The organism is Kitasatospora sp. NPDC056800 (genome assembly GCF_042789775.1).
Taxonomy (GTDB): domain Bacteria; phylum Actinomycetota; class Actinomycetes; order Streptomycetales; family Streptomycetaceae; genus Kitasatospora.
Window position 1 is genome coordinate 1 of the sequence record NZ_JBHUAL010000180.1, and the last position, 19,734, is coordinate 19,734.

A 19,734-nucleotide genomic window follows, 5' to 3' on the forward strand; every position below is an offset into this window, starting at 1 on the left:
GAACGGAACCAATGCGGGGTGAACAGGGAACAGATGAGGAATGGGGCGTCCTGGTCCCGGTGCGAGACCGCAGCGGCTGACCGTTCCAAGTACCGACGAGCCGGTCGGCGCGGCACGGCGGAAACTACGGAGTGGCCAGGGCCTCCTCGAGGCGGTCATGTGCTGCCCCGGGCAGGACTTGCCGCAGGGCTTCGGCGCGGGTGCGGATCAATCCGCCGCGGTACGCGGGAGGCAGCTTCTCCCAGACGTCGACGGCCTTGTCCACGGCACTGGTGGGGTCGCCGTCGGAGCACAGGCACGTGGCGGCGTCCATCTCCAGGAGCGCCCGGACCATGATTGACGGGGAATGGGTGAGTGCGAGTGCGGCTTCCTGCTCGGCGTAGGCGTCGCGGGTGTGGCCCATGAGGGTGAAGGCTTGGCTCAGGTGCACGTGGTGCTTCTGCATCGGGTAGCCGAACCAGGTGTCGGCAGCCTGGGTTCCGTCCAGACGCTCGGCGATGGTACGGGCGTCTGCGACGGCTCGCAGGGCGCCCTGGTGATCACCGGCGGAGGCGAGGGCGCGGGCGGTGACGGCGGCGGCCAGGGCCGCCGAGGCGGTCGGTGCGTCGCCGCTTTCGGCCCGCGCGCGGGCGGCGAGGTTGGCTGCGGCGTTCGAAGCGCCGTAGTTCAGGGGGACCATGGCGTGGCGGGCGAGCACCCAGGCGAGCATCTGCTTGTCACCGGATTCACGGGCGGCCTGCTCGGCGGTGGCGAACCAGCCGTGCGCGTCGCGCTGGTCGCCGCGGTCGTGTTGGATGATCGCGACCAGCCCGGTGATGCCGGCCGCCGTGCGCGCGAGGTCGGTACGGATGCCGGCGGGGTGCGGGCGTCCCAGTACGTCGCGCAGGAGGTTGAGGTCGGCCTTCATCTGGTCGAGGACGACGACTGGTGAGCGCCCGTGGTAGCCGCCGCGGTGGCGCTCGAAGGCCCCGTCGAGATAGGCGAGGTCGCCGGCATCGGAGCCGGAGAGTCCCGCATTGATACCCGTCCGCGCTTCGGCGATGCCGGGCACCGCCGTGATTCCCGTTGCCAGTGCTGCCACACTGAGAAAGCTCCGCCTTTTCACCGCTGTCTCCTCCTCTCCGTCAACGCCGTCAGCATGACGGGTTGCCCTGCGCCAGCGCCTGGAGGCGGTCACCGCCCGGACGATCTCCTGGACCGTCAGTTCGTAGCCTTCGGCGAGCAGTTGGTACCACCGGGGAGTCGGAAGCCGCTTCTCCTTCTCCCACCGCTTCAAGTTCCCCGCGTCGAACGGTTCCCCGTCCTGGAGCCGCACCAGGAACAGGGCCTGCTCTTCGCGCGAACGGCCAGTGGCTTCGCGGCGCTCCCGCAGCAGTACGCCGATGCCGTCCGGTGCCATCATGCCTGCTCCCTGCGCATCTGACTGTCCAGTGCCCGAACCTGGCCCCCCTAAGCGGCCCCCGCGGAGAAAATGGCCCCTTCAATGGCGCCAGCGCTGTTGGTGGATCCAGGAGTTGACTGTCTATCAGTAAGTCGGGCCGTCGAGCGAAGCCTTGGCTTTCCCCACCCCGGGCCCGTTGACGCCTCCCGTCCGACCCTGCCCCTCGAAGGTTTCCTCGCCATGCGCGTACTCGCCACCGCCTTCTCACCCATGCCTCGGATTACCGCCGACCCGCTCGCCGGCCCGGCACCGCTGCCCGGTACCACCCCGACCAGCGGTGTGTGCGGTCCCGCGCGCCCTGTTCCCGCCGACCACGACCGCCTCGGGGCGTTCCTCACCGCGTCCTGGGCCGCACTCAACGTCGTTGCCCTCGGTGTGCTCGGACTGCTGGTCCACCACGCCGAGACCCACCTCGAAGGGGCGGTCCCGACCAGCGCGCCGGACTGGTTCGCCGAGGACGGCCGCCGGTGAGGGCCCGTCCACTCGCCGTCCCCGGGGCGTTCGCCTTCGAAGCGAACGCCCACCACGACGTCCGCGGCGAACTCCAGGAGTTCTTCCGGGAGGACGCGTTCCGTGCAGCCACCCGCCGGACATTCCGCCTGGCCCAGGTCAACACCGTCGTGTCCCGCCTCGGCGCGCTCCGCGGCATCAGCGTCGCCACCGCCGGCCACGCCAAGTACCTCACCTGCACCGACGGAGCGGTCCTCGACGCCTTGGTGGACCTGCGTACCGGATCGGCCGCATTTGGCAGCTGGCACCTGGAACACCTCGACGCCGAGCGGCGGACCTCGCTGTTCGTGCCGCCCGGCGTCGGGCACGCCACCCTCGCTCTGGCGGACCGCTCCAGCGTCACCTACCTGCTCAGCGAGCTGCACCGTCCTGAGAAGTTCCTGACGATCGACCCGCTCGACGCGGACCTCGCCATCGAGTGGCCGCCCGAGCCCGCCTCCATCGTCGTGGGCAACAGCCTGAGCCTCGTCGAGGCCCTCGACCGCAACCTGCTGCCCGCCTACTCCGCCTGACCCTCGCCATGCCTCACCCAGTTGGTGACTCCCATGGAGAACATCCTCGTCACCGGCGGTGCCGGCTTCATCGGATCGCACTTCGCCCGCCGCCTCGTCGACGCCGACGACATCGCCAAGGTGACCGTCCTGGACGCCCTCACCTACGGGGGAAACCTCGGCAACCTCGACGGCATCACCGACTCCAAGAAGTTCACCTTCGTCCAGGGCAACATCCTCGACCGCACCCTGGTCGACGCCCTGATGGAGACCCACGACGCCGTGGTCCACTTCGCCGCCGAGTCCCACGTCGACCGCTCCCTCACCGACGCCGGGAACTTCGTCTCCACCAACGTGCTCGGCACGCAGACGCTCCTCGACTCCGCCCGCCGCATCGGCACGCGCAAGTTCGTCCACATCTCGACCGACGAGGTGTACGGCTCCTTGCCCACCGGAACCGCCTTCGAATCCGATCCGCTGAACCCCACCGTGCCGTACTCAGCGTCCAAGGCCGCCTCCGACATGATCGCCCTGGCCTACCACTCCAGCTACGGCGTGCCGGTGTGCGTGACCCGCTCCTCCAACAACTACGGGCCCCGCCAGTACCCGGAGAAGCTGATCCCGCTGTTCGTCACCAGGTTGCTGGCCGGGGAGAAGGCCACCGTCCACGGCAACGGCGAGCACGTCCGCAACTGGCTGCACGTCACCGACAACTGCGCCGGAGTGGAGCTGGTCCTCCACAAGGGCATCCCCGGGCAGGCGTACAACATCGGCGGCGGAACCGACCTGACCACCATCGAGCTGACCGGCATGCTCCTGCGTGCCACCGGCGCCACCTGGAACCAGGTCACCTACGTGCCCGACCGGGCCGCCAACGACATCCGGTACTCCATGGACTGGGGCAAGCTCGCCCAGCTCGGCTACCAGCCCCGGCAGGACCTGGCGGCCGGCATCGCCGAGACCGTCGACTGGTACCGCAGCAACCCCGACTGGTGGCAGACCGCCACCGCGCGGGCCGCCGCGTGAAAGGCCGCGAGGTGAACACCCCTGACCCGGCGGAGCTCCGCCGCATCCTGGTGACCGGCATCGGCGGGGCCCCTGGCCTCGACCTCGCGCTCACCCTCCTCAAGCTCGGCCACGAGGTCATCGGCACCGACTCCAACCCCCTCGCGCCGGGCCTGCTCGCCCCCGGCATCACCGCCCGCACCATCGCCCGCGCCGACAGCCCGCTGTTCGCCGCGGACCTGATGGAGCTGGTGCACGACCTCAAGCCGGACGCCCTGATCTGCTGCGTCGAGAACGAGCTTCCGCAGCTGGTCCACCTGCGCGGCCATCTGGAACGTGCCGGAGTACGAACCTGGCTGCCGCCCGCGGCCAGCGTCACCACCGCGGGCGACAAGTGGGAGTTCCACCAGGCGATGCGCGCCGCGAGGGTGCCCACTCCGCAGACCTGGCTGCCCGACCGAATCGGCCAGACCCCCGATGGCACCGAACTGGTCGTCAAGCCGCGCCGCGGCCAGGGCTCCAAGGACGTGCACTTCTGTCGGACCCGCGAACAGGCCCGCGTGCTGTGCGAGCTCGTGCCCGCCCCGATCGTCCAGCAGCGCGTCCGGGGCGTGGAGTTCTCCGCCGACTGCCTGACGGACCGCAACGGTCGCACCTCCGCGATCCTGCGACGGCGCTTGATGGTCCAGGCCGGCATGTCGATGGTCGCTGTCACGATCGACGACCCGGAGGCCACCAAGCGGGTCGCCGAGGCGATCCGGGCGATCGGCGCCGTCGGCCCGGTGGACGTCCAGGGCTTCATCACCGACGGCGCCGACCCGCGCGTGGTCATCACCGAGATCAACGCCCGGTTCGCCGCCGGATTCCTGCTCGCCGAGGAAGCCGGAGCCGACCTGGTCCGGCAGACCCTGAACGGCCTCTTCCAGCAGCCCGTCGACCATCGGCGGCTCACCTACCGCGGCGGCGTCTTCCTCACCAAGTACGTCGCCGTGATGTCCACCGAGTCCCGTGCCGTCTCCGGCACGCTCTGACGAAGGAGCACCCGCCTTGGCCTCGACCACCACGCGGCCCCCGGGCGTCGAGCGCAACGCCGCGCCGCTGCTGCACGGCACCGAAGCCGCCGCACTGGCCGCCGTCCTCCCCGGCGGCCAGTGGGGCCACGGCCCGGCCACCGACCAGTTCGAAGCCGGAGTCGCCGACCTGATCGGCGTCACCCACACCGTCGCCGTGAACTCCGGCACCACGGCCCTCCACCTCGCTCTGCGCTCGATCGGCATCGGCCCCGGTGACGACGTCGTCCTCCCCTCCCTCACCTTCTGCGCCAGCGTCCAGGCCATCACCTGGAGCGGCGCCGCACCCCGCTTCGCCGAGATCGACCCCGGCATGCTGGCCGTCACCCCGGACACCGTGCTCGAAGCCCTCACTCCGAACACCCGCGCCGTCATGCCCGTGCTGTACGGCGGCCGGGCCGTGGACCTCACCCCGATCCGCGACCACCTGGCCGACCGGGGCATCCAGATCATCGAGGACGCCGCCCACGCCTTCGGCTCCCGCCGCCCGGACGGAACCATAGTCGGCGCCGACCCCGCCGTGCTGACCTGCTTCTCCCACGACCCGATCAAGAACCTCACCACCGGCCAGGGCGGCACGATCATTCCCCGCACCCGTGAGGAAGCCGACACCCTCCGCAGCCTGCGCCTGTTCGGAATCGTCCAGTCCAATGACGCCCGGGCCGCCATGACCTCCTACGAGGTCCAGGGCCCCGGGATGCGCTTCGACATGTCCCAGCTGAATGCCGCCATCGGCGTCGCCCAGCTGAAGCACTTCCCGCAGACCGCCGCACACCGCCAGCACCTGTGGCGCACGTACCAGGCCGAACTGGCCGGCCTGGACGGCGCCCGCCTGGTCGACGTGGACGTGGTGAACACCGTGCCGTTCAACTGCGTGGTGGTCCTCGACCACCACCGCGACGAGGTCTTCCGCCACCTGCGGGAGCACGGCATCGGCGTCGCCGTGCACTACCCGCCCAACCACACCCAAGCCGCGTTCTCGGCCTGGCACCGGGACCTGCCGGTCACCGAACAGGTCGCCGGCCGGATCCTCGGCCTGCCGTTCCACCCCGCCATGACCCACGACAGCGTCCGCTACACGGTCGCCGCGCTCGCCGACGCGATCAAGGCCGCCGCGTGACCGACACCAAGGAGCCGAAGATGAGTGAGATGTTCCGCCACCCGAAGCGCCACCGCATCCTGGTGGTCTGCCTGGGCAACCACAACCGCTCGCCGCTCGCCGCCGCGGTCCTCGCCCACACCGGCGGGGAGAAGGTCGAGGTCCGCTCGGCCGGGCTGCGCGAGCGCCACGTCGGCGGTCCGGCGCACAGCAACGCGATCCGCGCCGCCGAGGACGCCGGGTACGACATCCGTGACCACCGCGCGGTCAAGGTCAGCCACCGCATGCTCGACTGGGCGGACGCCGTGCTGGCCATGGACCACGCCGTCCTCGCCGAACTCAGGACCATGGCGGACGGAACCCCGGCCGCAGGCAAGCTCGACCTCTACGTCAGCGGCGAGGACGTGCCCGACCCCTGGGAGAGCGACTACGCCGCCTACCAGGTGTGCGTGGACACCATCCAGGCCGGCGCCGTCCGGCACCTGCCGGACCTGGAGGACTAGCGGCCCACGACCGACAGCAGTACGTCCACGAGGCGGTCGGCGGCGTCCGGCCGGCCGTGCTCGGCGGCCTGTCGCGCGATGTCCGCGCGGCGGGCCGGGTCCGTCAGCAGCGGGGCGATCGCCGCCTGGAGGGTGTCCGGGGCGGCCCGGCCGAGGAGGGCCACCGCCGCGCCGGCATCGGCCAGGTGGCGGGCGTTGTGCTCCTGCTCGTTCCCGGCCGACGTCGCCAGCGGGATGAACACCGCGGCCCGCCCCAGCGCGGTCAGTTCGGCCAGTGTTCCCGCGCCGCTGCGGGAGACGACCACGTCCGCGAGGGCGAGCACGTCCGGCAGTTCCGGGCCGACGAAGCCGGTCACCAGGTACCGGGCGCGCAGGTGTTCCGGCAGTGCCGCAGCCCGCTCCCGAAGCCCCGCCTCGTGGCTGGGCCCGCACTGGTGGACCACGTTGGCGTGGCCGAGCAGCCACGGCAGGATCTCGCTCACCAGCTCGTTGATCTGCTGGGAGCCCTGCGCGCCGCCGGTGACGTACACGGTCGGCAGGGCGCGGTCGAAGCCCCACAGGCCGAGCGCCTGGATCGCCTTCTCACCTTGCCCGGTCAGCACCTCCGGGCGGACCGGGTTGCCGGTCACCACGGCGGTGGCACGGGCGGACTCGGGCAGGTACCGGAGCGTCGACTCGGAGGAGACCGCGACCCGGGTCGCCATCCGGGCCAGGGCCCGGTTGCCCAGGCCGAGTCGGACGGTCTGCTCGTGGACCACCAGCGGCCGGTGGCACATCCGGGCGGCCATCCCGACCGGCACGGCGACGTAGCCGCCCGTGCCGAGCACCACGTCCGGGCCGAACCCGGCGATCGCGGAACGGGCCTGCGCGACGCCCAGGGGGACGCGGCCCATGTCCTTGACGTTGGCGGGCGACACCAGCTTGAGCGGGTTGGCGGAGCGCCGGATCTTCCCGGTGGCGACGGTCCTGAACGGGATGTCCTCGGCGGCGGTGACCTTGGCCTCGAGGCCGGTGGCGGTGCCGATCCACAGCACGTCCAGGGCGCCGTCGACCCCGGCGAGACGCGAGCGCAGGGCGCGGATCGCGGTGAGGGCCGGATAGGTGTGGCCGCCCGTTCCACCGCCGGTGACGATCAGTCGAAGAGGCCGGCCAAGGCGGGAGACGAGATCGCTGGTGTCGCGGTTCACGCCTGGAACATACCAGCGCCGACGGAGCCGTCCACCCACTCGATCTGACGTCCGATCAGAGCCAGACGTACCCGCGGCCGCCCGATCGCGGGCACGGCAGACCGAGGGCGTCGGCGGTCGGAGTCCAGCGGCTCCGGTCCGGTGTCGAGAGTGCGAGGAGGGCTCTGGCCGGACACCACGAAGCCCCGCCCCCACTGTGGTGGGAGCGGGGCTTCGTCCGTGTCCGTGCGGCCGAACCGCTACGGCTTCGACGCGTCGTCCGCCGCCCGGGCCGCCGCCGGGACCGGGGCCTGGGCCGGAACGGGCTCGGCCACCCGGTCGGCGGGTGCGGCCTGTTCGGCGGCCGGGACCGGGGAGGGGGCGATCACCACGCCGGTCGCCCCGGCCGTCACTGCGGCGACCTCCTCCTTGACCTTGATCCCGGCCCCGTCGAAGGCCACCTTCAGCCGCTGGCGCAGCGCCCGGGAGACGGAGGCGGCCTTGCCCGGGGCGGTCCTGGCCTCGACCCGCAGCACCACCGAGTCCGAGGCGACCGACTCCACGCCCAGGATCGACACCGGAGCCCAGATCAGCTCGTCGTACGGGGCCTCCTTGGCCATCTCCTCGGCCGTCGCCAGGATCAGGTCCTCGACCCGGATCAGGTCCTCCTTGTACCCGACCTGGACGTCCACCGAGGCGGTCGCCCAGCCCTGGCTCATGTTGGCGATCCGCTTCACCTCGCCGTTGCGGATGTACCAGATCTCGCCGTTCCCGCCGCGCAGCTTGGTGACCCGCAGGCCGACCTCCAGCACCGTGCCGGTGGCGACACCGGTGTCGATCTCGTCGCCGACGCCGTACTGGTCCTCCATGATCATGAAGACCCCGGAGAGGAAGTCGGTGACCAGGTTCCGGGCGCCGAAACCGATCGCCACACCGGCCACACCGGCGCTCGCCAGCAGCGGCGCCAGGTTCACGCCCAGCGCGGAGAGCACCATCAGCGCCGCCGTGCCCAGGATGCTGAAGGAGGCGACGCTGCGCAGCACCGAGCCGATCGCCTCCGAGCGCTGCTGGCGCCGTTCGGTGTTCACCACCCCGGTGTTGGCCAGCAGCCCGCCCAGCCGGCTCTCCTCCTGGTGCTCGGAGGTGCGCGCCATCCGCCCTATCAGCTGGGTGATGAGCTTGCGCACGACGGCCCGGAGGACCAGCGCGAGCACGATGATGAAGACGATCCGCAGCCCGGAGGCCACCCAGCCCTGCCAGTGGGTGTCGAACCAGCTGGCGGCCTGCCGGGTGGTGTCCGAGACCTCCTGCGCGCTGGTCGGGATCCGCAGGTCGAGCTCGGGCAGCTGCGCGGTGGGGCTGGGGGCCGGGGTCGGGTTGGCGAGCGTCGAGGACGCGTCGGACGGACCGGTGGCACCGGAGCTGAACACGTGCGGACCTTCCTGGCTGGGGTGCGTGGTGGGCCCGCACCGCCGGCAAGCGGCCCGCGGACCGTGGGCGTCAGCCTATCCGCCGCCGCGGGCTGGCCCGGACACGCCGGAACCCCGCACGGGTGTGCCCAAGGGCGTACGGAGCGTGTCGAACGCCCCGTCAACGCCCCCGTACGCTCCCCCCGAACCGGGGCTCCGGGGCCGTCCGGGGCAGGAGGGGCGCTGCTCCGGACGGCCGAACCGTGCCCCCGGCGGGCGACCCGCCGGAGTCACCGGGACCCGTCGCACCGCCACCCGGGTGCAACCCGACCTTCCCCCGGGCATACCGGCTATGACAGAGACCACACCCGGAGTTCGCGTCAGGTCCGTTACACAGGAGTGGTGGCGCCGTACAAAGGCGTAAGGCGACACTGGGGGAGATCGCGCACGAGTGGCGCGATCCAACCGCTCGTCCCGGCGCGAGCCACGCGCCGCAGGCGTCCAAGGAGGCATCCGTGCCGCATGTCCTGGTCCTCAACGCGTCCTACGAGCCACTCGGCGTCGTATCGATGCGCCGCGCACTCATCCTGGTCCTCAACCACAAGGCGGTCAGCCTGGAGGACTCGGAAGTCACTCTGCACAGCGCCACCAGCGCCCTTCCGGCGCCGTCCGTCGTCCGTCTGACCCGCTTCGTCCGGGTCCCGTTCTGCGGGCCCGTCCCGCTCACCCGCCGGGCCCTGTTCGCCCGCGACCACGGCCGCTGCGTCTACTGCGGGGCCGCCGCCACCAGCGTCGACCACGTCATCCCGCGCAGCCGCGGTGGCCAGCACCGGTGGGACAACGTGGTGGCGGCCTGCCGCCGCTGCAACCACACCAAGGCCGACCGCCACCTCACCGAACTCGGCTGGCGGATGAAACGACCACCCGCGCCGCCCAGCGGCCTGGCCTGGCGCATCATCGGCACCGGGATCAAGGACCCGCGGTGGCGGCCCTACCTGGAGCCCTACGGCGGCGCGGACCAGCTGCGCGCCCCGCAGTGGGGCGAGTACGAGCACCACGACCGCACCGAGCAGCCGGTCCACCCGGTCCCGCTCGGCCGGGCCCACTCGGGCCACCCCGCCCCCGTCCGCCGCGGTGAGCAGCCCGAACCGCTCTCCGCCTGACCACAGCTCCACAAGGGCCCGCCCGTCACACCGTCGGTACGCGCCTCATGGGCCGCCGAGCCCCCCGCACCGGGGAGCCGGCGGCCCGCCGCGTTTCCGCCCACCCGTGACCGGGCCCGGCGACGGCCACCACGGCTACGGCTACGGCCACGGCTACGGCTTGGGCGCGGTCCCGCCCGCCGCCGCCGGAGGTGTCGCGGGCGTCCCGGGCGCGCCGCCGGGCTGGCCGGTCTGGCCGCCGCCCTGGCCGGCCGGGGGCTGCGGTGCGGCCGGCGGGGTCACCGCGTACAGCTCGACGCCCCACAGCGAGTAGCCGTACTTGGTCGCCCGCGCCACGCCCTGCACCCGGAGGTACCGGACGTTGGGCGCGTCGAAGCGCACCGTCTCGTCGCCGCCCTTGCCGTTGTCCACCGTCGCGGCGTCGGTCCAGGTGTTCCCGTCCGCCGAGACCTGGATCTTGTACGAGGCGGCGTACGCGGCCTGCCAGTGCAGCACCGCCGAGCCCAGCCTGGTCGCCTGCGGCAGCTCCAGCCGCACCCAGGCGTCGTCCTTGGCCGGGGAGGACCAGCGGGTCTTCGGGTCGCCGTCGGTGACCGCCGAGGCCGGGAAGTTCGCCGTCTCGTCGCCCGAGGAGGTGGCCTTGGCGCCGAGCGCCAGGTCCGGGCCGCCGGTGGGCGGCACCACGTGCACCTGGAGCACCTGCCGGACGGTGGTGCCGCCGGCCACGAACTGCACCGGCACCCGGTACGTCCCGGACGGCGTCTCCGCGGTGGCGCTGACCAGCAGCGGCACGCCCACCCGGCCGCCGCGCGGCACGGTCACCGGGCCGGCCGGGGCCACGGTCAGGCCCTTGGCGGCGGCCGGCACCTCGGTGCGCAGCTCGCCGGTGGTGCCCTCGGGGCGGCCGGCCTCCACGGTGGCCCGGGTGGTCACGGGCGCGGAGGCGCCGGTGACCACGTCCAGGGCCGGGTCGGAGAGGCTGAGCCGGGCCGCCGGGGCGTCCGCGTACCAGGGGATCACCTGGTTGACCACCGGAGGGTCGCCGCCGGGCTTCCAGGTCAGCCGGAACGCGTCGGCGGGCTGGCCGCCGGCCGACAGCTCGTTGTAGCCGGGCTGCACGGTGCCGATGTCGGCCCAGGTGCCGTCGGCCCGGCGCACCGCGAGGGTGGCGGTGGCGCGCACGGACGGGTCGGTCAGCACGGTGAGCCGGTCCAGCGGGCGGGCCGCGCCGAGCTCGACGGTGAGCGGCTCGTCCATCGCGGTCGGCGCCTTGGCGGCCCGGTACGCGGTGTCCGGGTTGCCGTCCAGCACGGCGGCGGCGGAGGAGCCGGGCACCGCGTCGGGGCCGCCGCTGACGCTGGCCGGGGAATCGTCCGGGGCGGTGACGGTGAACTCGCGCACGGCGACGGCGGTCTTCTGCGCGGCGGTGGCCCGCAGCCGCACCGCCCGGACCACGGTGCCCGGCGGGAGCTGGGCGCTGACCGTCTTCTGGTTCTTGACGGTGGCGAGCTGCTTCCAGCCGCCCTCGCCGGTGGAGTACTCCAGCACGCCGTCGCGGATGTAGTCGTCGGCGGCGGTCCGGGCGTCCGGGCCGTTGCCCCAGCCGCCCATCAGCACGGTCACGCCGCTGACCGGGCGGCCCGCGCCGAGGTCCAGGCCGACGGCGTCGCCGGGCTGCGGGGGAGCGGAGCTCCAGTAGAAGGTGTCGGCCACGCCGTCGGTCATCAGCGCGGGCAGGTGGTCCTGGGCGGTGCCCAGGGTGGTGGTCGGGGTGGCGGCGCCGCCGCCCACGCCCGACCAGTTGTCGGCGGCGCGCACGGCACGGTCCAGGAACGGGCCGAGCACCCCGGCGCCGACGGTGGCCGGGGCCCGGTCCAGCTGCTCGCGCAGCCGGTTGAGCTCGACCCGGGCCTTCCAGGCCGCCGCGCCGTCGCCGCCGTGCTGCGCCAGCAGCATGTCGAGGGCGGACTGCCCGGCCAGCCCGTAGTCGCGCAGCGGGCCCAGCCAGGGCGCGGCCTCGCCGGCCAGCTGGGTGGTGGCCGGGGTGCCGGCCAGGGTCTGCTGGGCGGTGGCCATGGTGGCGAAGGCGTCCCGCAGCGGGGCGGCGGCCTCGATCAGCCGGGCGAGGTCGGGGGCGGCGCCGGAGGTCGGCTCGGCGGCCGCCCAGAACCGGTCCAGCAGCGGTGCCAGGTAGCCGGACTCCTGCTTGGACAGCGGCGAGGAGGTGCTGTTCCCGGCCAGCGCGGTGACGGCGGACAGCGCCGTCCCGACGGGCGTCGGGGCCGCGCCGGTCGGCCCGGCCAGCGAGCGCACGGCGGCCTGCCAGGACTCGTCCGGCTTGTAGCCGGCCGGGTTCCAGGCGAAGTCGCCGGCCGTCGACACGGCGATCCGGGAGGCCACCGGCTGCTGCATCGCGCCGGTCAGCAGCGCCGCCGAGCGGGTGGCCACCTCCGGGTCGCGCCCGGTGTAGGCGCCGAGGAAGAGCCGGTCCGGGGTGGCGTCGTTGACCGGGTAGTTGTCCATGGTGAGCAGCGGGTGCCCGTACAGCCCGGCGGTGTCCGAGGCCTGGGCGCCGGTGATCTTCTCCGGGATCACCCCGACCCCGCTCCAGGCCACCTGCACGCGCTCCGGCAGGGCCGCCGCCAGCGCCTTGCGGTACGGGGTGGAGCCCTGCTGGTGGTACTCGGTGGGGACGACGGACAGCGGCGCCAGGCCCGGGTTCCTCGCGATCAGCCGGTCCTGCACCTTCTTCACCAGCTCGGCCTGGGCCTTGGCGGCCGCGGCGGGCCCGGTGCCGTACTCGTCGCGGTCGTCGCCGCAGTGCCACTCGTCGTAGCTGACGTCCAGGAACTGCAGCTGGAAGGCGGTGAAGCCGAGCTTGCGCAGCCCGTCCAGCTTGTTCACCAGGGCGTCCACGTCCTTGCCGGAGCTGAAGCAGAGGGACTGCCCCGGGTCGATCGCGTAGCCGAGCGCGACGTGGTTCTGCCGTGCCCGGAAGCCCAGTTCGCGCAGCTCCTCGGCCTGGGCCGCGGGGTAGGCGGTGCGCCAGCGGGAGAGCCGGTACGGGTCGTCACCGGGCGCGTAGAGGTAGAAGTTCTGCTTGGAGCGGCCCAGGAAGTCGACTTGCTCCAGCCGCTGCTGCGCGGTCCACGGGGTGCCGTAGAAGCCCTCCGTGATGCCCCGCACCGGGGCGCCGGTCGGCCAGTCCCGCAGCGTGATCCCGGGCAGGCCGAGCCCGGCCGCACCCGGCGCCTGCCCCTGCCCGGCCGGTACGGCGGCGAGCAGCTGACGCAGGCTCTGCGCGGCGTAGAAGGTGCCGGTGGCGTCCACGCCGGCCAGCACCACGGCGCCGTACGTCCCGCCGCCCTGGGCGGGCAGCTGACCGGCCGACAGCACGTACCCGCCGGCCGGCATCCCCGCGGTCGTCGGCCCGGCGCCGTCCTTGCCGCCCGCGGCGGCGGACAGCTGCCGCAGCACCCGGTCCACCTCGCCGCCGGCGCCCTCGGCGGGCCCGCCGACGTACACCACCAGCGTCCCGGCGGTCGGCGTCCCGCCGTCCGGACGCGGCGTCACCTCGCCAGCCCCGGCGACCTCCAGCACCTCCTGGACGGCCCGCACCGCGCCGATGTCCGCCTTGGGCGCGCTCACCAGCGTCACGGCGGACGGCACCGCGACGGGCTTGCCCGCCACGGTCTGCTGCTGCGGCTTCGGGAACACCTTCGGGTCGGTCACGCTGCCCAGCGGCGTCTGCGGCGCGGTGCTCACCACGTCCGAGGCCGTCGAGGCGGCCGTGGCCGCCGCGTACGCCGCCGACGGCAGCGAACCGGCCAGCAGCCCGCCGACCACCGCCGCGGCCGCTACCCCGGCCGCGATCTGCATCGCCCGCCGCCCCGGCCGCCCGGCCCGGTCCGCCCGGTCCGCGCGCTCCTCGCGCACCGACGCCAACAGCGGCTCGGTGCCCTTGAGATCGGCGATCAGCCGGTCCGCCGTCCGCGGCGCCAACTGACGGCACGTCCGCGCCGTGGCCCGCCGCGCCGCCTCCGCCGCCGGGTGCTGCAGCACCTCCCGCAACGCCGGACTCTGCTCCAGTTGCGACCTGAGCCGCCGCCCGGCCGCTACGGACACTCGGGCTTGCACAGGAGCCTCCTCGCCAGGCCACGACCACATCGTCCGCAACCCCACCAGCTGGCCGATCCGGTGTCAACGCCGCCGACTGCTATGACCGTTTTGCGCCGTTTCATTGCATGTCGGACCAGCCCGGAAACACCCGCGGGCACCGGGCTCGGCGGGCTTCACGGCACATCCCGGGCGGCGGCCGTCCCCAGCCTGTACGGTCGGCCCTCGCGCTGACCCCCCGTCGCCTGCCACCGCGGCCCTGCTCCAGGCCCGGAGCAGCTGAAGGACGGCGAGGTCCTCACCCATGGACAAGGAGGGCGGCGACACGACCACGGCGAACGCCGACACCTTCCACACCGACGCTCTGAAGTCCTGCCGACCCGCCCCCGCCCCCGAGGGTCCGCCCGCCGGCGTCGTGTCGCGCTGGGTGATCGTGGTGTCACGCGGGTAGGACTGTGGCTGTCCTGAACGGGCGTTGCCGAGACATCGCAGGAGCCGCGAGTGGCCGCTTACCACGACAGTGACGGAGCCGAGCAGGTACCGGCGCAGGATGCCCCGCCGCCGCCCGCCGAACTGGTGGCGCTGGCGCGGGCGTACGGGGTGGACGTCCGGTACCCGGGGCCGGGCGGGCAGGCGGTGGGGGCGCGGACGCTGGTGGCGGTGCTGGGGGCGATGGGGGTGGCGGCCGGGTCGCCGCAGGAGGTGGGGGAGGCGCTGGAGCGTCACCGGGCCGAGCAGCGGGCCCGGTTGCTGCCGCCGTGCGTGGTGGTCCGGCAGGGGCGGCGGACGGCGCTGGACGTGCCGGCGGACGCCCGGTTGCGGGTGGAGCTGGAGGACGGCGGGAGTTGGGAGCTGCCCCGGGGGCACTCGCACTGGGTGCCGGGGGACCTGCCGTTGGGAATGCATGTCCTGGTGGCGGAAACCGGCACGAGGACCGCGCGGGCCGCGCTGGTGGTCGCCCCCGAGCGGCTGCCGCAACTCCCGGGCCGCAGCTGGGGGTTCCTCGCCCAGCTGTACTCCGTGCTCTCCGAGCGCTCCTGGGGCATGGGCGACCTCGGGGACCTCGTCGAGCTGGCCCGGTGGGCGGGAGCCGGCCTCGGCGCGGGCTTCGTGCAGATCAACCCGCTGCACCAGGCCCTGCCCGGCGCCCCCTCCGACCCGTCCCCGTACCGCCCGTCCTCGCGCCGCTTCGCCGACCCGGTGCACCTGCGGATCGAGGCCGTCCCCGAGTACGCCTACCTGACCGGCGCCGGGCGCGAGCAGGCCGAGGAGCTGACCCGGCGGGCCGCCCGGCTGCGCGACGAGGTGCTGGTCCACGACGCCCTGATCGACCGGGACGCCGTCTGGCAGCTCAAGCGCGAGGCCCTGGAGCTGCTGCACGAGGTGCCGCGCGGCCCCGGGCGGCAGGCCGAGTACGACGCGTACCGGCTCCGCGAGGGCGAGTGGCTGTACCGGCACGCGCTGTGGAACGCCCTGGCCGAGGAGCACGGCACCGACTGGCACCACTGGCCGAAGGGGCTGCGTCACCCGGACGGCCCACAGGTCGAGCACGCCGCCAAGGAGCTGGAGGAGCGGGTCGAGTTCCACCGCTGGCTCGCCTGGCAGGTCGACCAGCAGCTCGCCCACGCCCAGCGGGCGGCCCGCGAGGCCGGCATGCCGGTCGGCCTGATCCACGACCTGGCCGTCGGCGTCCACCCGGACGGCGCGGACGCCTGGGCGCTGCGGGACGTGCTGGCCGGCGGCATCTCGGTCGGCGCCCCGCCGGACGCCTTCAACGCCCACGGCCAGGACTGGGGCCTGCCGCCCTGGCGCCCGGACGCGCTCGCCGAAGCCGGCTACGCCCCGTACGCGGAGCTGCTGCGGGCCACCGCCCGGCACGCGGGGGCCCTGCGGATCGACCACGTGATGGGCCTGTTCCGGCTCTGGTGGGTGCCGCAGGGGCACCCGCCGACCGAGGGCGCGTACGTGCGCTACGACGCCGAGGCGATGCTCGGCGTGCTGGCGCTGGAGGCGCACCGGGCCGGGACGGCGGTGATCGGCGAGGACCTCGGCACGGTGGAGCCGGGGGTGCGGGAGGAGCTGGCGGCGCGCGGGGTGCTCGGCACGTCCGTGCTCTGGTTCGAGCGGGACTGGCGGGGCGACGGCGCGATCCTCGGCCCGGACCGCTGGCGGTCCGGCTGCCTGGCCACCCTCACCACCCACGACCTGCCCAGCACCGCGGCCCGGCTCTCCGGCGAGCACGTCGAGCTGCGGCACCGGCTGGGCCTGCTGGCCCGGCCGCTGGGGGAGGAGCAGGGGCAGGCGGCGGCGGAGCTGGCGGACTGGCGGGCCGAGCTGGGCCGGCTCGGGCTGCTGGCCGAGGGCGAGCCGCTGACGATGCCGGTGCTGTACCGCTTCCTGCGGGCCACCCCGGCCGAGCTGGTCGGGGTCTGGCTGCCGGACCTGGTCGGGGACCCGCGCCCGCAGAACCTGCCCGGCACCTGGGACCAGTACCCGAACTGGCGCCTGCCGGTCGCGGACGGCTCCGGCGACCCGGTCACCCTCGAACGGCTGGCCACCGCCCCCGCCGCCGGCCTGCTCGCCCGGCTCCTGGCCCCGCGCGGTTCCGCCGGGTCGGCCCCGAGGCACGTCCTCCCGTCCCACCCGACCGACCCCGACGAGCGCGCCCCCGTAAGCGGCGGGTAAGTTGGAAACGTGGACAAGAGGAACGCTTTGCGAGCCGGCGCGGTCTCCGCAACGGTCACGCTGATGATGCTGCTGTCGTCGCCCGCCATGGCCTTCACCAGGGACGACGGTGATGACCCCGGTTCCGGCCTGAGTGTGGGCCAGACCCTCGGCCTGTACGTGTTTCTCCCGCTGGTCGCCTTCGCGGTGATCGCCGGTCTGGCGGGCCTGCCCTACGGCAAGGGCAAGAAGAAGTAACACCCGCGCAGACGTCCCCAGGACTCGCACGACCCGCAGGGCCCGCAGGTCCCGTACGACCTGCATGGCCCGCACCACCCGCAAGGCCCGCAAGACCCCGAAGGGGCGCCGGACGATCCCGTCCGGCGCCCCTTCGCGGTTGCGAGGAGACCGTCAGCGGCCGCCCCCCGCACGGTCGGCCGCCTGGGCCTTGAGCGCGCGCTCGACGCCCGCCCGGGCCTCGACGACCTGGCGCCGCAGCGCCGGGGCCGGCTCGGCCGAGGCCAGCCACGCGTCGGTGGCCTCCAGGGTCGCGGCCGTCACCTGGAGGGCCGGGTACAGCCCGACGATGATCTGCTGCGAGATCTCGTGGCTGCGGGTCTCCCAGACGCCCTTGACCGCCGCGAAGTACTTCGCCGCGTACGGCGCGAGCAGCTCGCGCTGGTCGGACTGCTGGAAGCCGGCGATGACGGCCTCCTGCACATAGTTCGTCAGCTTGTCGGACTCCACCACCGACGCCCAGGCCTCCGCCTTGGCCCCGGCGGTCGGCCGGGCGGCGCGGCAGGTGGCCGCGTGCTCCTGGCCGGCCGCGGTGTTGTCCCGCTCCAGCTCGGCGGCGATGGCGGCCTCGTCGGCCCGGCCGGTGGCGGCGAGGCGCACCAGCAGGGTCCAGCGCAGCTCGGTGTCCACCGCGAGGCCCTTGATCTCGACCGAGCCGTCCAGCAGCCCGGCGAGCAGGCCCAGCTGACCGTCGGTACGGGCGACCGAGGCGAGGGCGCGGGCCCAGGCCAGCTGGTGGTCGCTGCCGGGCTCGGCGGCGCGCAGGTGCTCCTCCGCGGCGGCGGCCCAGCGGTCGAGGCCCTGCTCGCGCCACTGCGGGTCGGTGTAGGCGTCGAGGGCGAGCTTGACCTGGCGGTGCACGGACTGCACCACGCCGATGTCGCTCTCGCGCCCGATGCCGGACAGCGCCAGCGCCAGGTAGTCGCGGGCGGCCAGCTCGCCGTCGCGGGTCATGTCCCAGGCGGAGGCCCAGCACAGCGCGCGCGGCAGCGACTCGGTGAAGCCGCCGAGGTGCTCGGTGACGACGGCCAGCGAGTCCTCGTCCAGCCGGATCTTGGCGTACGAGAGGTCGTCGTCGTTCAGCAGCACGACGGCCGGGCGGTGCCGGCCGACCAGCTCGGGCACCTCGGTGCGCGGGCCGTCGACGTCCAGCTCGATCCGGTCGGTGCGCACCAGCGCGTCGCCGTTCAGCTCGTACAGGCCGATCGCGATGCGGTGCGGCCGCAGCACGGCCTCGCCCTTGGCGCCGGCGGGCAGCGCGGGGGCCTCCTGGAGCACCGCGAAGGACTCGATCTCGCCGTCGGTGTTGAGCACGATCGAGGGCCGCAGCACGTTGATGCCGGCGGTCTCCAGCCAGGCCTTGGACCAGGCCTTGAGGTCGCGGCCGCTGGCCTCCTCCAGGGCGCCGAGCAGGTCGCTGAGCCGGGTGTTGCCCCAGGCGTGGCGCTTGAAGTACGCCTGCACGCCCTGGAAGAAGGCGTCCTGGCCGACGTACGCCACCAGCTGCTTGAGCACCGAGGCGCCCTTGGCGTAGGTGATGCCGTCGAAGTTGACCTGGACGTCCTCCAGGTCGTTGATGTCCGCCATGATCGGGTGGGTGGACGGCAGCTGGTCCTGCCGGTACGCCCAGGTCTTCATCTGGTTGGCGAAGGTGGTCCAGGAGTGCGGCCACTTGGAGCCCGGGGCCTCGGCCTGGCAGACCGCCTCGGCGTAGGTCGCGAAGGACTCGTTGAGCCAGAGGTCGTTCCACCACTCCATGGTGACGAGGTCGCCGAACCACATGTGGGCGAGCTCGTGCAGGATCGTCGCGGCCCGGGCCTCGTACGCGGCGTCGGTGACCTTGGAGCGGAACACGTACTGGTCGCGCAGGGTGACGGCGCCCGCGTTCTCCATCGCGCCGGCGTTGAACTCCGGGACGAAGAGCTGGTCGTACTTGGCGAACGGGTACGGGAAGTCGAACTTCTCCTGGAAGTAGTCGAAGCCCTGCTTGGTGACCTCGAAGACGGCCTCCGGGTCCAGGAACTCGCGCAGCGAGGGCCGGCAGTAGACGCCCAGCGGCACCTTCTGCTCGCCGTTCTCGTAGGTGTCGAAGACCCCGACGTACGGGCCGGCGACGAGCGCGGTGATGTAGGTGGAGATCCGGCCGGTGGGCTCGAACGTCCAGACCCGGGTGTCGCCCTCGCCGACCGGCTCCGGGGTCGGCGAGTTGGAGACCACGACCCAGCCCTCCGGCGCGGTCACGGTGAACGCGAACGCGGCCTTCAGGTCGGGCTGCTCGAAGTTGGCGAAGACCCGGCGGGCGTCCGGCACCTCGAACTGGGTGTACAGGTAGGTCTCGCCGTCGACCGGGTCGACGAACCGGTGCAGGCCCTCACCGGTGTTGGTGTACTCGCAGTTCGCGACGACCCGCAGCTCGTTCTCGGCGGCGAGGCCCGGCAGCGGGATGCGGCTGTCGGCGAAGGTCGCCGGGTCGAGCCGCACGCCGTTGAGGGTGATCTCCTCGACGCTCGGGGCGACCAGGTCGATGAAGGTCTCCGCCCCCGGGGTGGTGGCGGTGAACCGGACCACGGTGGTGGACCGGAAGGTACCGCCCTCGCGGGCCGAACCGAGGTCGAGCTCGATGTCGTACGCGTCCACGTGGAGGAGGTCGGCCCGGGTGCGGGCCTCCTCACGGGTCAGGTTTGTGCCGGGCACTCGCTGCACTCCTTTGTCAGACTGATGGTCCGAATCCTCGCACGTCCAACGGACGGGGCGGCCGAAAAATCACAGGCGGGGCGGGCCCGGGCGATCAGCCCGTGCC

14 protein-coding genes and 1 pseudogene are annotated in these 19,734 nt (G+C 73.5%); 10 read left to right on the forward strand and 5 right to left on the reverse strand.

The window, feature by feature from the left end; translation table 11 throughout:
* Positions 1 to 124 precede the first annotated feature (124 nt).
* On the reverse strand, positions 125 to 1,402 hold the full coding sequence (locus tag ACFRQN_RS30910) for a transcriptional regulator (protein WP_380743540.1): 1,278 nt from the start codon (positions 1,400 to 1,402) through the stop codon (positions 125 to 127).
* A gap of 249 nt (positions 1,403 to 1,651) precedes the next feature.
* Between ACFRQN_RS30910 and ACFRQN_RS30915 the strand changes: the two genes are divergently transcribed.
* The 6 genes from ACFRQN_RS30915 to ACFRQN_RS30940 are packed head-to-tail and all read left to right on the forward strand — an operon-like array spanning position 1,652 to position 6,119.
* On the forward strand, positions 1,652 to 1,912 hold the full coding sequence (locus tag ACFRQN_RS30915; RefSeq protein ID WP_380743542.1) for a hypothetical protein: 261 nt from the start codon (positions 1,652 to 1,654) through the stop codon (positions 1,910 to 1,912).
* Complete coding sequence (locus ACFRQN_RS30920; RefSeq protein ID WP_380743544.1) at positions 1,909 to 2,463, forward strand: dTDP-4-dehydrorhamnose 3,5-epimerase family protein; 555 nt, start codon at positions 1,909 to 1,911, stop codon at positions 2,461 to 2,463. Before ACFRQN_RS30915 ends, ACFRQN_RS30920 begins: the two co-directional genes overlap by 4 nt.
* 33 nt (positions 2,464 to 2,496) lie before the next feature.
* Positions 2,497 to 3,468: a dTDP-glucose 4,6-dehydratase gene (rfbB, locus tag ACFRQN_RS30925; RefSeq protein WP_380743546.1), complete on the forward strand. Its 972-nt coding sequence runs from the start codon at positions 2,497 to 2,499 to the stop codon at positions 3,466 to 3,468.
* Positions 3,469 to 3,479: 11 nt separating this feature from the next.
* A complete protein-coding gene (locus ACFRQN_RS30930) occupies positions 3,480 to 4,478 on the forward strand; it encodes an ATP-grasp domain-containing protein (RefSeq protein WP_380743548.1) in 999 nt (332 codons plus the stop codon).
* A gap of 16 nt (positions 4,479 to 4,494) precedes the next feature.
* Positions 4,495 to 5,637 carry a DegT/DnrJ/EryC1/StrS family aminotransferase gene (locus tag ACFRQN_RS30935; RefSeq protein ID WP_380743550.1) on the forward strand — a complete coding sequence of 381 codons (1,143 nt, stop codon included), beginning with the start codon at positions 4,495 to 4,497 and terminating at the stop codon, positions 5,635 to 5,637.
* Positions 5,638 to 5,657: 20 nt separating this feature from the next.
* On the forward strand, positions 5,658 to 6,119 hold the full coding sequence (locus ACFRQN_RS30940) for a low molecular weight phosphotyrosine protein phosphatase (RefSeq protein ID WP_380743551.1): 462 nt from the start codon (positions 5,658 to 5,660) through the stop codon (positions 6,117 to 6,119).
* Here ACFRQN_RS30940 and ACFRQN_RS30945 read toward each other — a convergent pair.
* Together ACFRQN_RS30945 and ACFRQN_RS30950 are read right to left on the reverse strand one after the other, a co-directional pair.
* Positions 6,116 to 7,306, reverse strand: a complete 1,191-nt coding sequence (locus ACFRQN_RS30945; RefSeq protein WP_380743553.1) for a glycosyltransferase — start codon at positions 7,304 to 7,306, stop codon at positions 6,116 to 6,118. The genes ACFRQN_RS30940 and ACFRQN_RS30945 overlap by 4 nt on opposite strands.
* A gap of 239 nt (positions 7,307 to 7,545) precedes the next feature.
* Positions 7,546 to 8,715, reverse strand: coding sequence for a mechanosensitive ion channel family protein (locus ACFRQN_RS30950; RefSeq protein ID WP_380743555.1), 1,170 nt, complete (start codon positions 8,713 to 8,715; stop codon positions 7,546 to 7,548).
* 494 nt (positions 8,716 to 9,209) lie between these two features.
* Here ACFRQN_RS30950 and ACFRQN_RS30955 point away from each other — a divergent pair.
* A pseudogene (locus ACFRQN_RS30955) lies at positions 9,210 to 9,719 on the forward strand (HNH endonuclease); the annotation flags it as partial.
* A gap of 291 nt (positions 9,720 to 10,010) precedes the next feature.
* Here the strand turns inward: ACFRQN_RS30955 and ACFRQN_RS30960 are convergent.
* On the reverse strand, positions 10,011 to 13,919 hold the full coding sequence (locus tag ACFRQN_RS30960) for a beta-N-acetylglucosaminidase domain-containing protein (RefSeq protein WP_380743563.1): 3,909 nt from the start codon (positions 13,917 to 13,919) through the stop codon (positions 10,011 to 10,013).
* A gap of 358 nt (positions 13,920 to 14,277) precedes the next feature.
* Between ACFRQN_RS30960 and ACFRQN_RS30965 the strand changes: the two genes are divergently transcribed.
* From ACFRQN_RS30965 to ACFRQN_RS30975, 3 genes are read left to right on the forward strand one after another with little or no spacing between them, the layout of a single operon-like run.
* Positions 14,278 to 14,424 (forward strand): hypothetical protein, encoded by a 147-nt coding sequence (locus tag ACFRQN_RS30965; protein ID WP_380743557.1) that lies wholly within the window; start codon positions 14,278 to 14,280, stop codon positions 14,422 to 14,424.
* 50 nt (positions 14,425 to 14,474) lie between these two features.
* Complete coding sequence (gene malQ, locus ACFRQN_RS30970) at positions 14,475 to 16,658, forward strand: 4-alpha-glucanotransferase (protein WP_380743559.1); 2,184 nt, start codon at positions 14,475 to 14,477, stop codon at positions 16,656 to 16,658.
* 9 nt (positions 16,659 to 16,667) lie between these two features.
* Positions 16,668 to 16,895, forward strand: coding sequence for a hypothetical protein (locus tag ACFRQN_RS30975; protein ID WP_030238515.1), 228 nt, complete (start codon positions 16,668 to 16,670; stop codon positions 16,893 to 16,895).
* Between the two features lie 153 nt (positions 16,896 to 17,048).
* On the opposite strand, the gene pepN is transcribed toward ACFRQN_RS30975, so the two are convergent.
* The gene (gene pepN / locus ACFRQN_RS30980; RefSeq protein ID WP_380743561.1) at positions 17,049 to 19,628 is read right to left on the reverse strand and encodes an aminopeptidase N; all 2,580 of its coding nucleotides are present in this window, start codon (positions 19,626 to 19,628) and stop codon (positions 17,049 to 17,051) included.
* Positions 19,629 to 19,734: the final 106 nt, after the last annotated feature.

Bases quoted from the DNA above. Each gene is read 5' to 3' on its own strand.
- ACFRQN_RS30915 (WP_380743542.1), top strand. From the start codon at position 1,652: ATGCCTCGGATTACCGCCGACCCGCTCGCCGGCCCGGCACCGCTGCCC.
- ACFRQN_RS30965 (WP_380743557.1), top strand. From the start codon at position 14,278: ATGGACAAGGAGGGCGGCGACACGACCACGGCGAACGCCGACACCTTC.
- ACFRQN_RS30910 (WP_380743540.1), bottom strand. From the start codon at position 1,402: ATGATGGCACCGGACGGCATCGGCGTACTGCTGCGGGAGCGCCGCGAA.
- rfbB (WP_380743546.1), top strand. From the start codon at position 2,497: ATGGAGAACATCCTCGTCACCGGCGGTGCCGGCTTCATCGGATCGCAC.
- ACFRQN_RS30940 (WP_380743551.1), top strand. From the start codon at position 5,658: ATGAGTGAGATGTTCCGCCACCCGAAGCGCCACCGCATCCTGGTGGTC.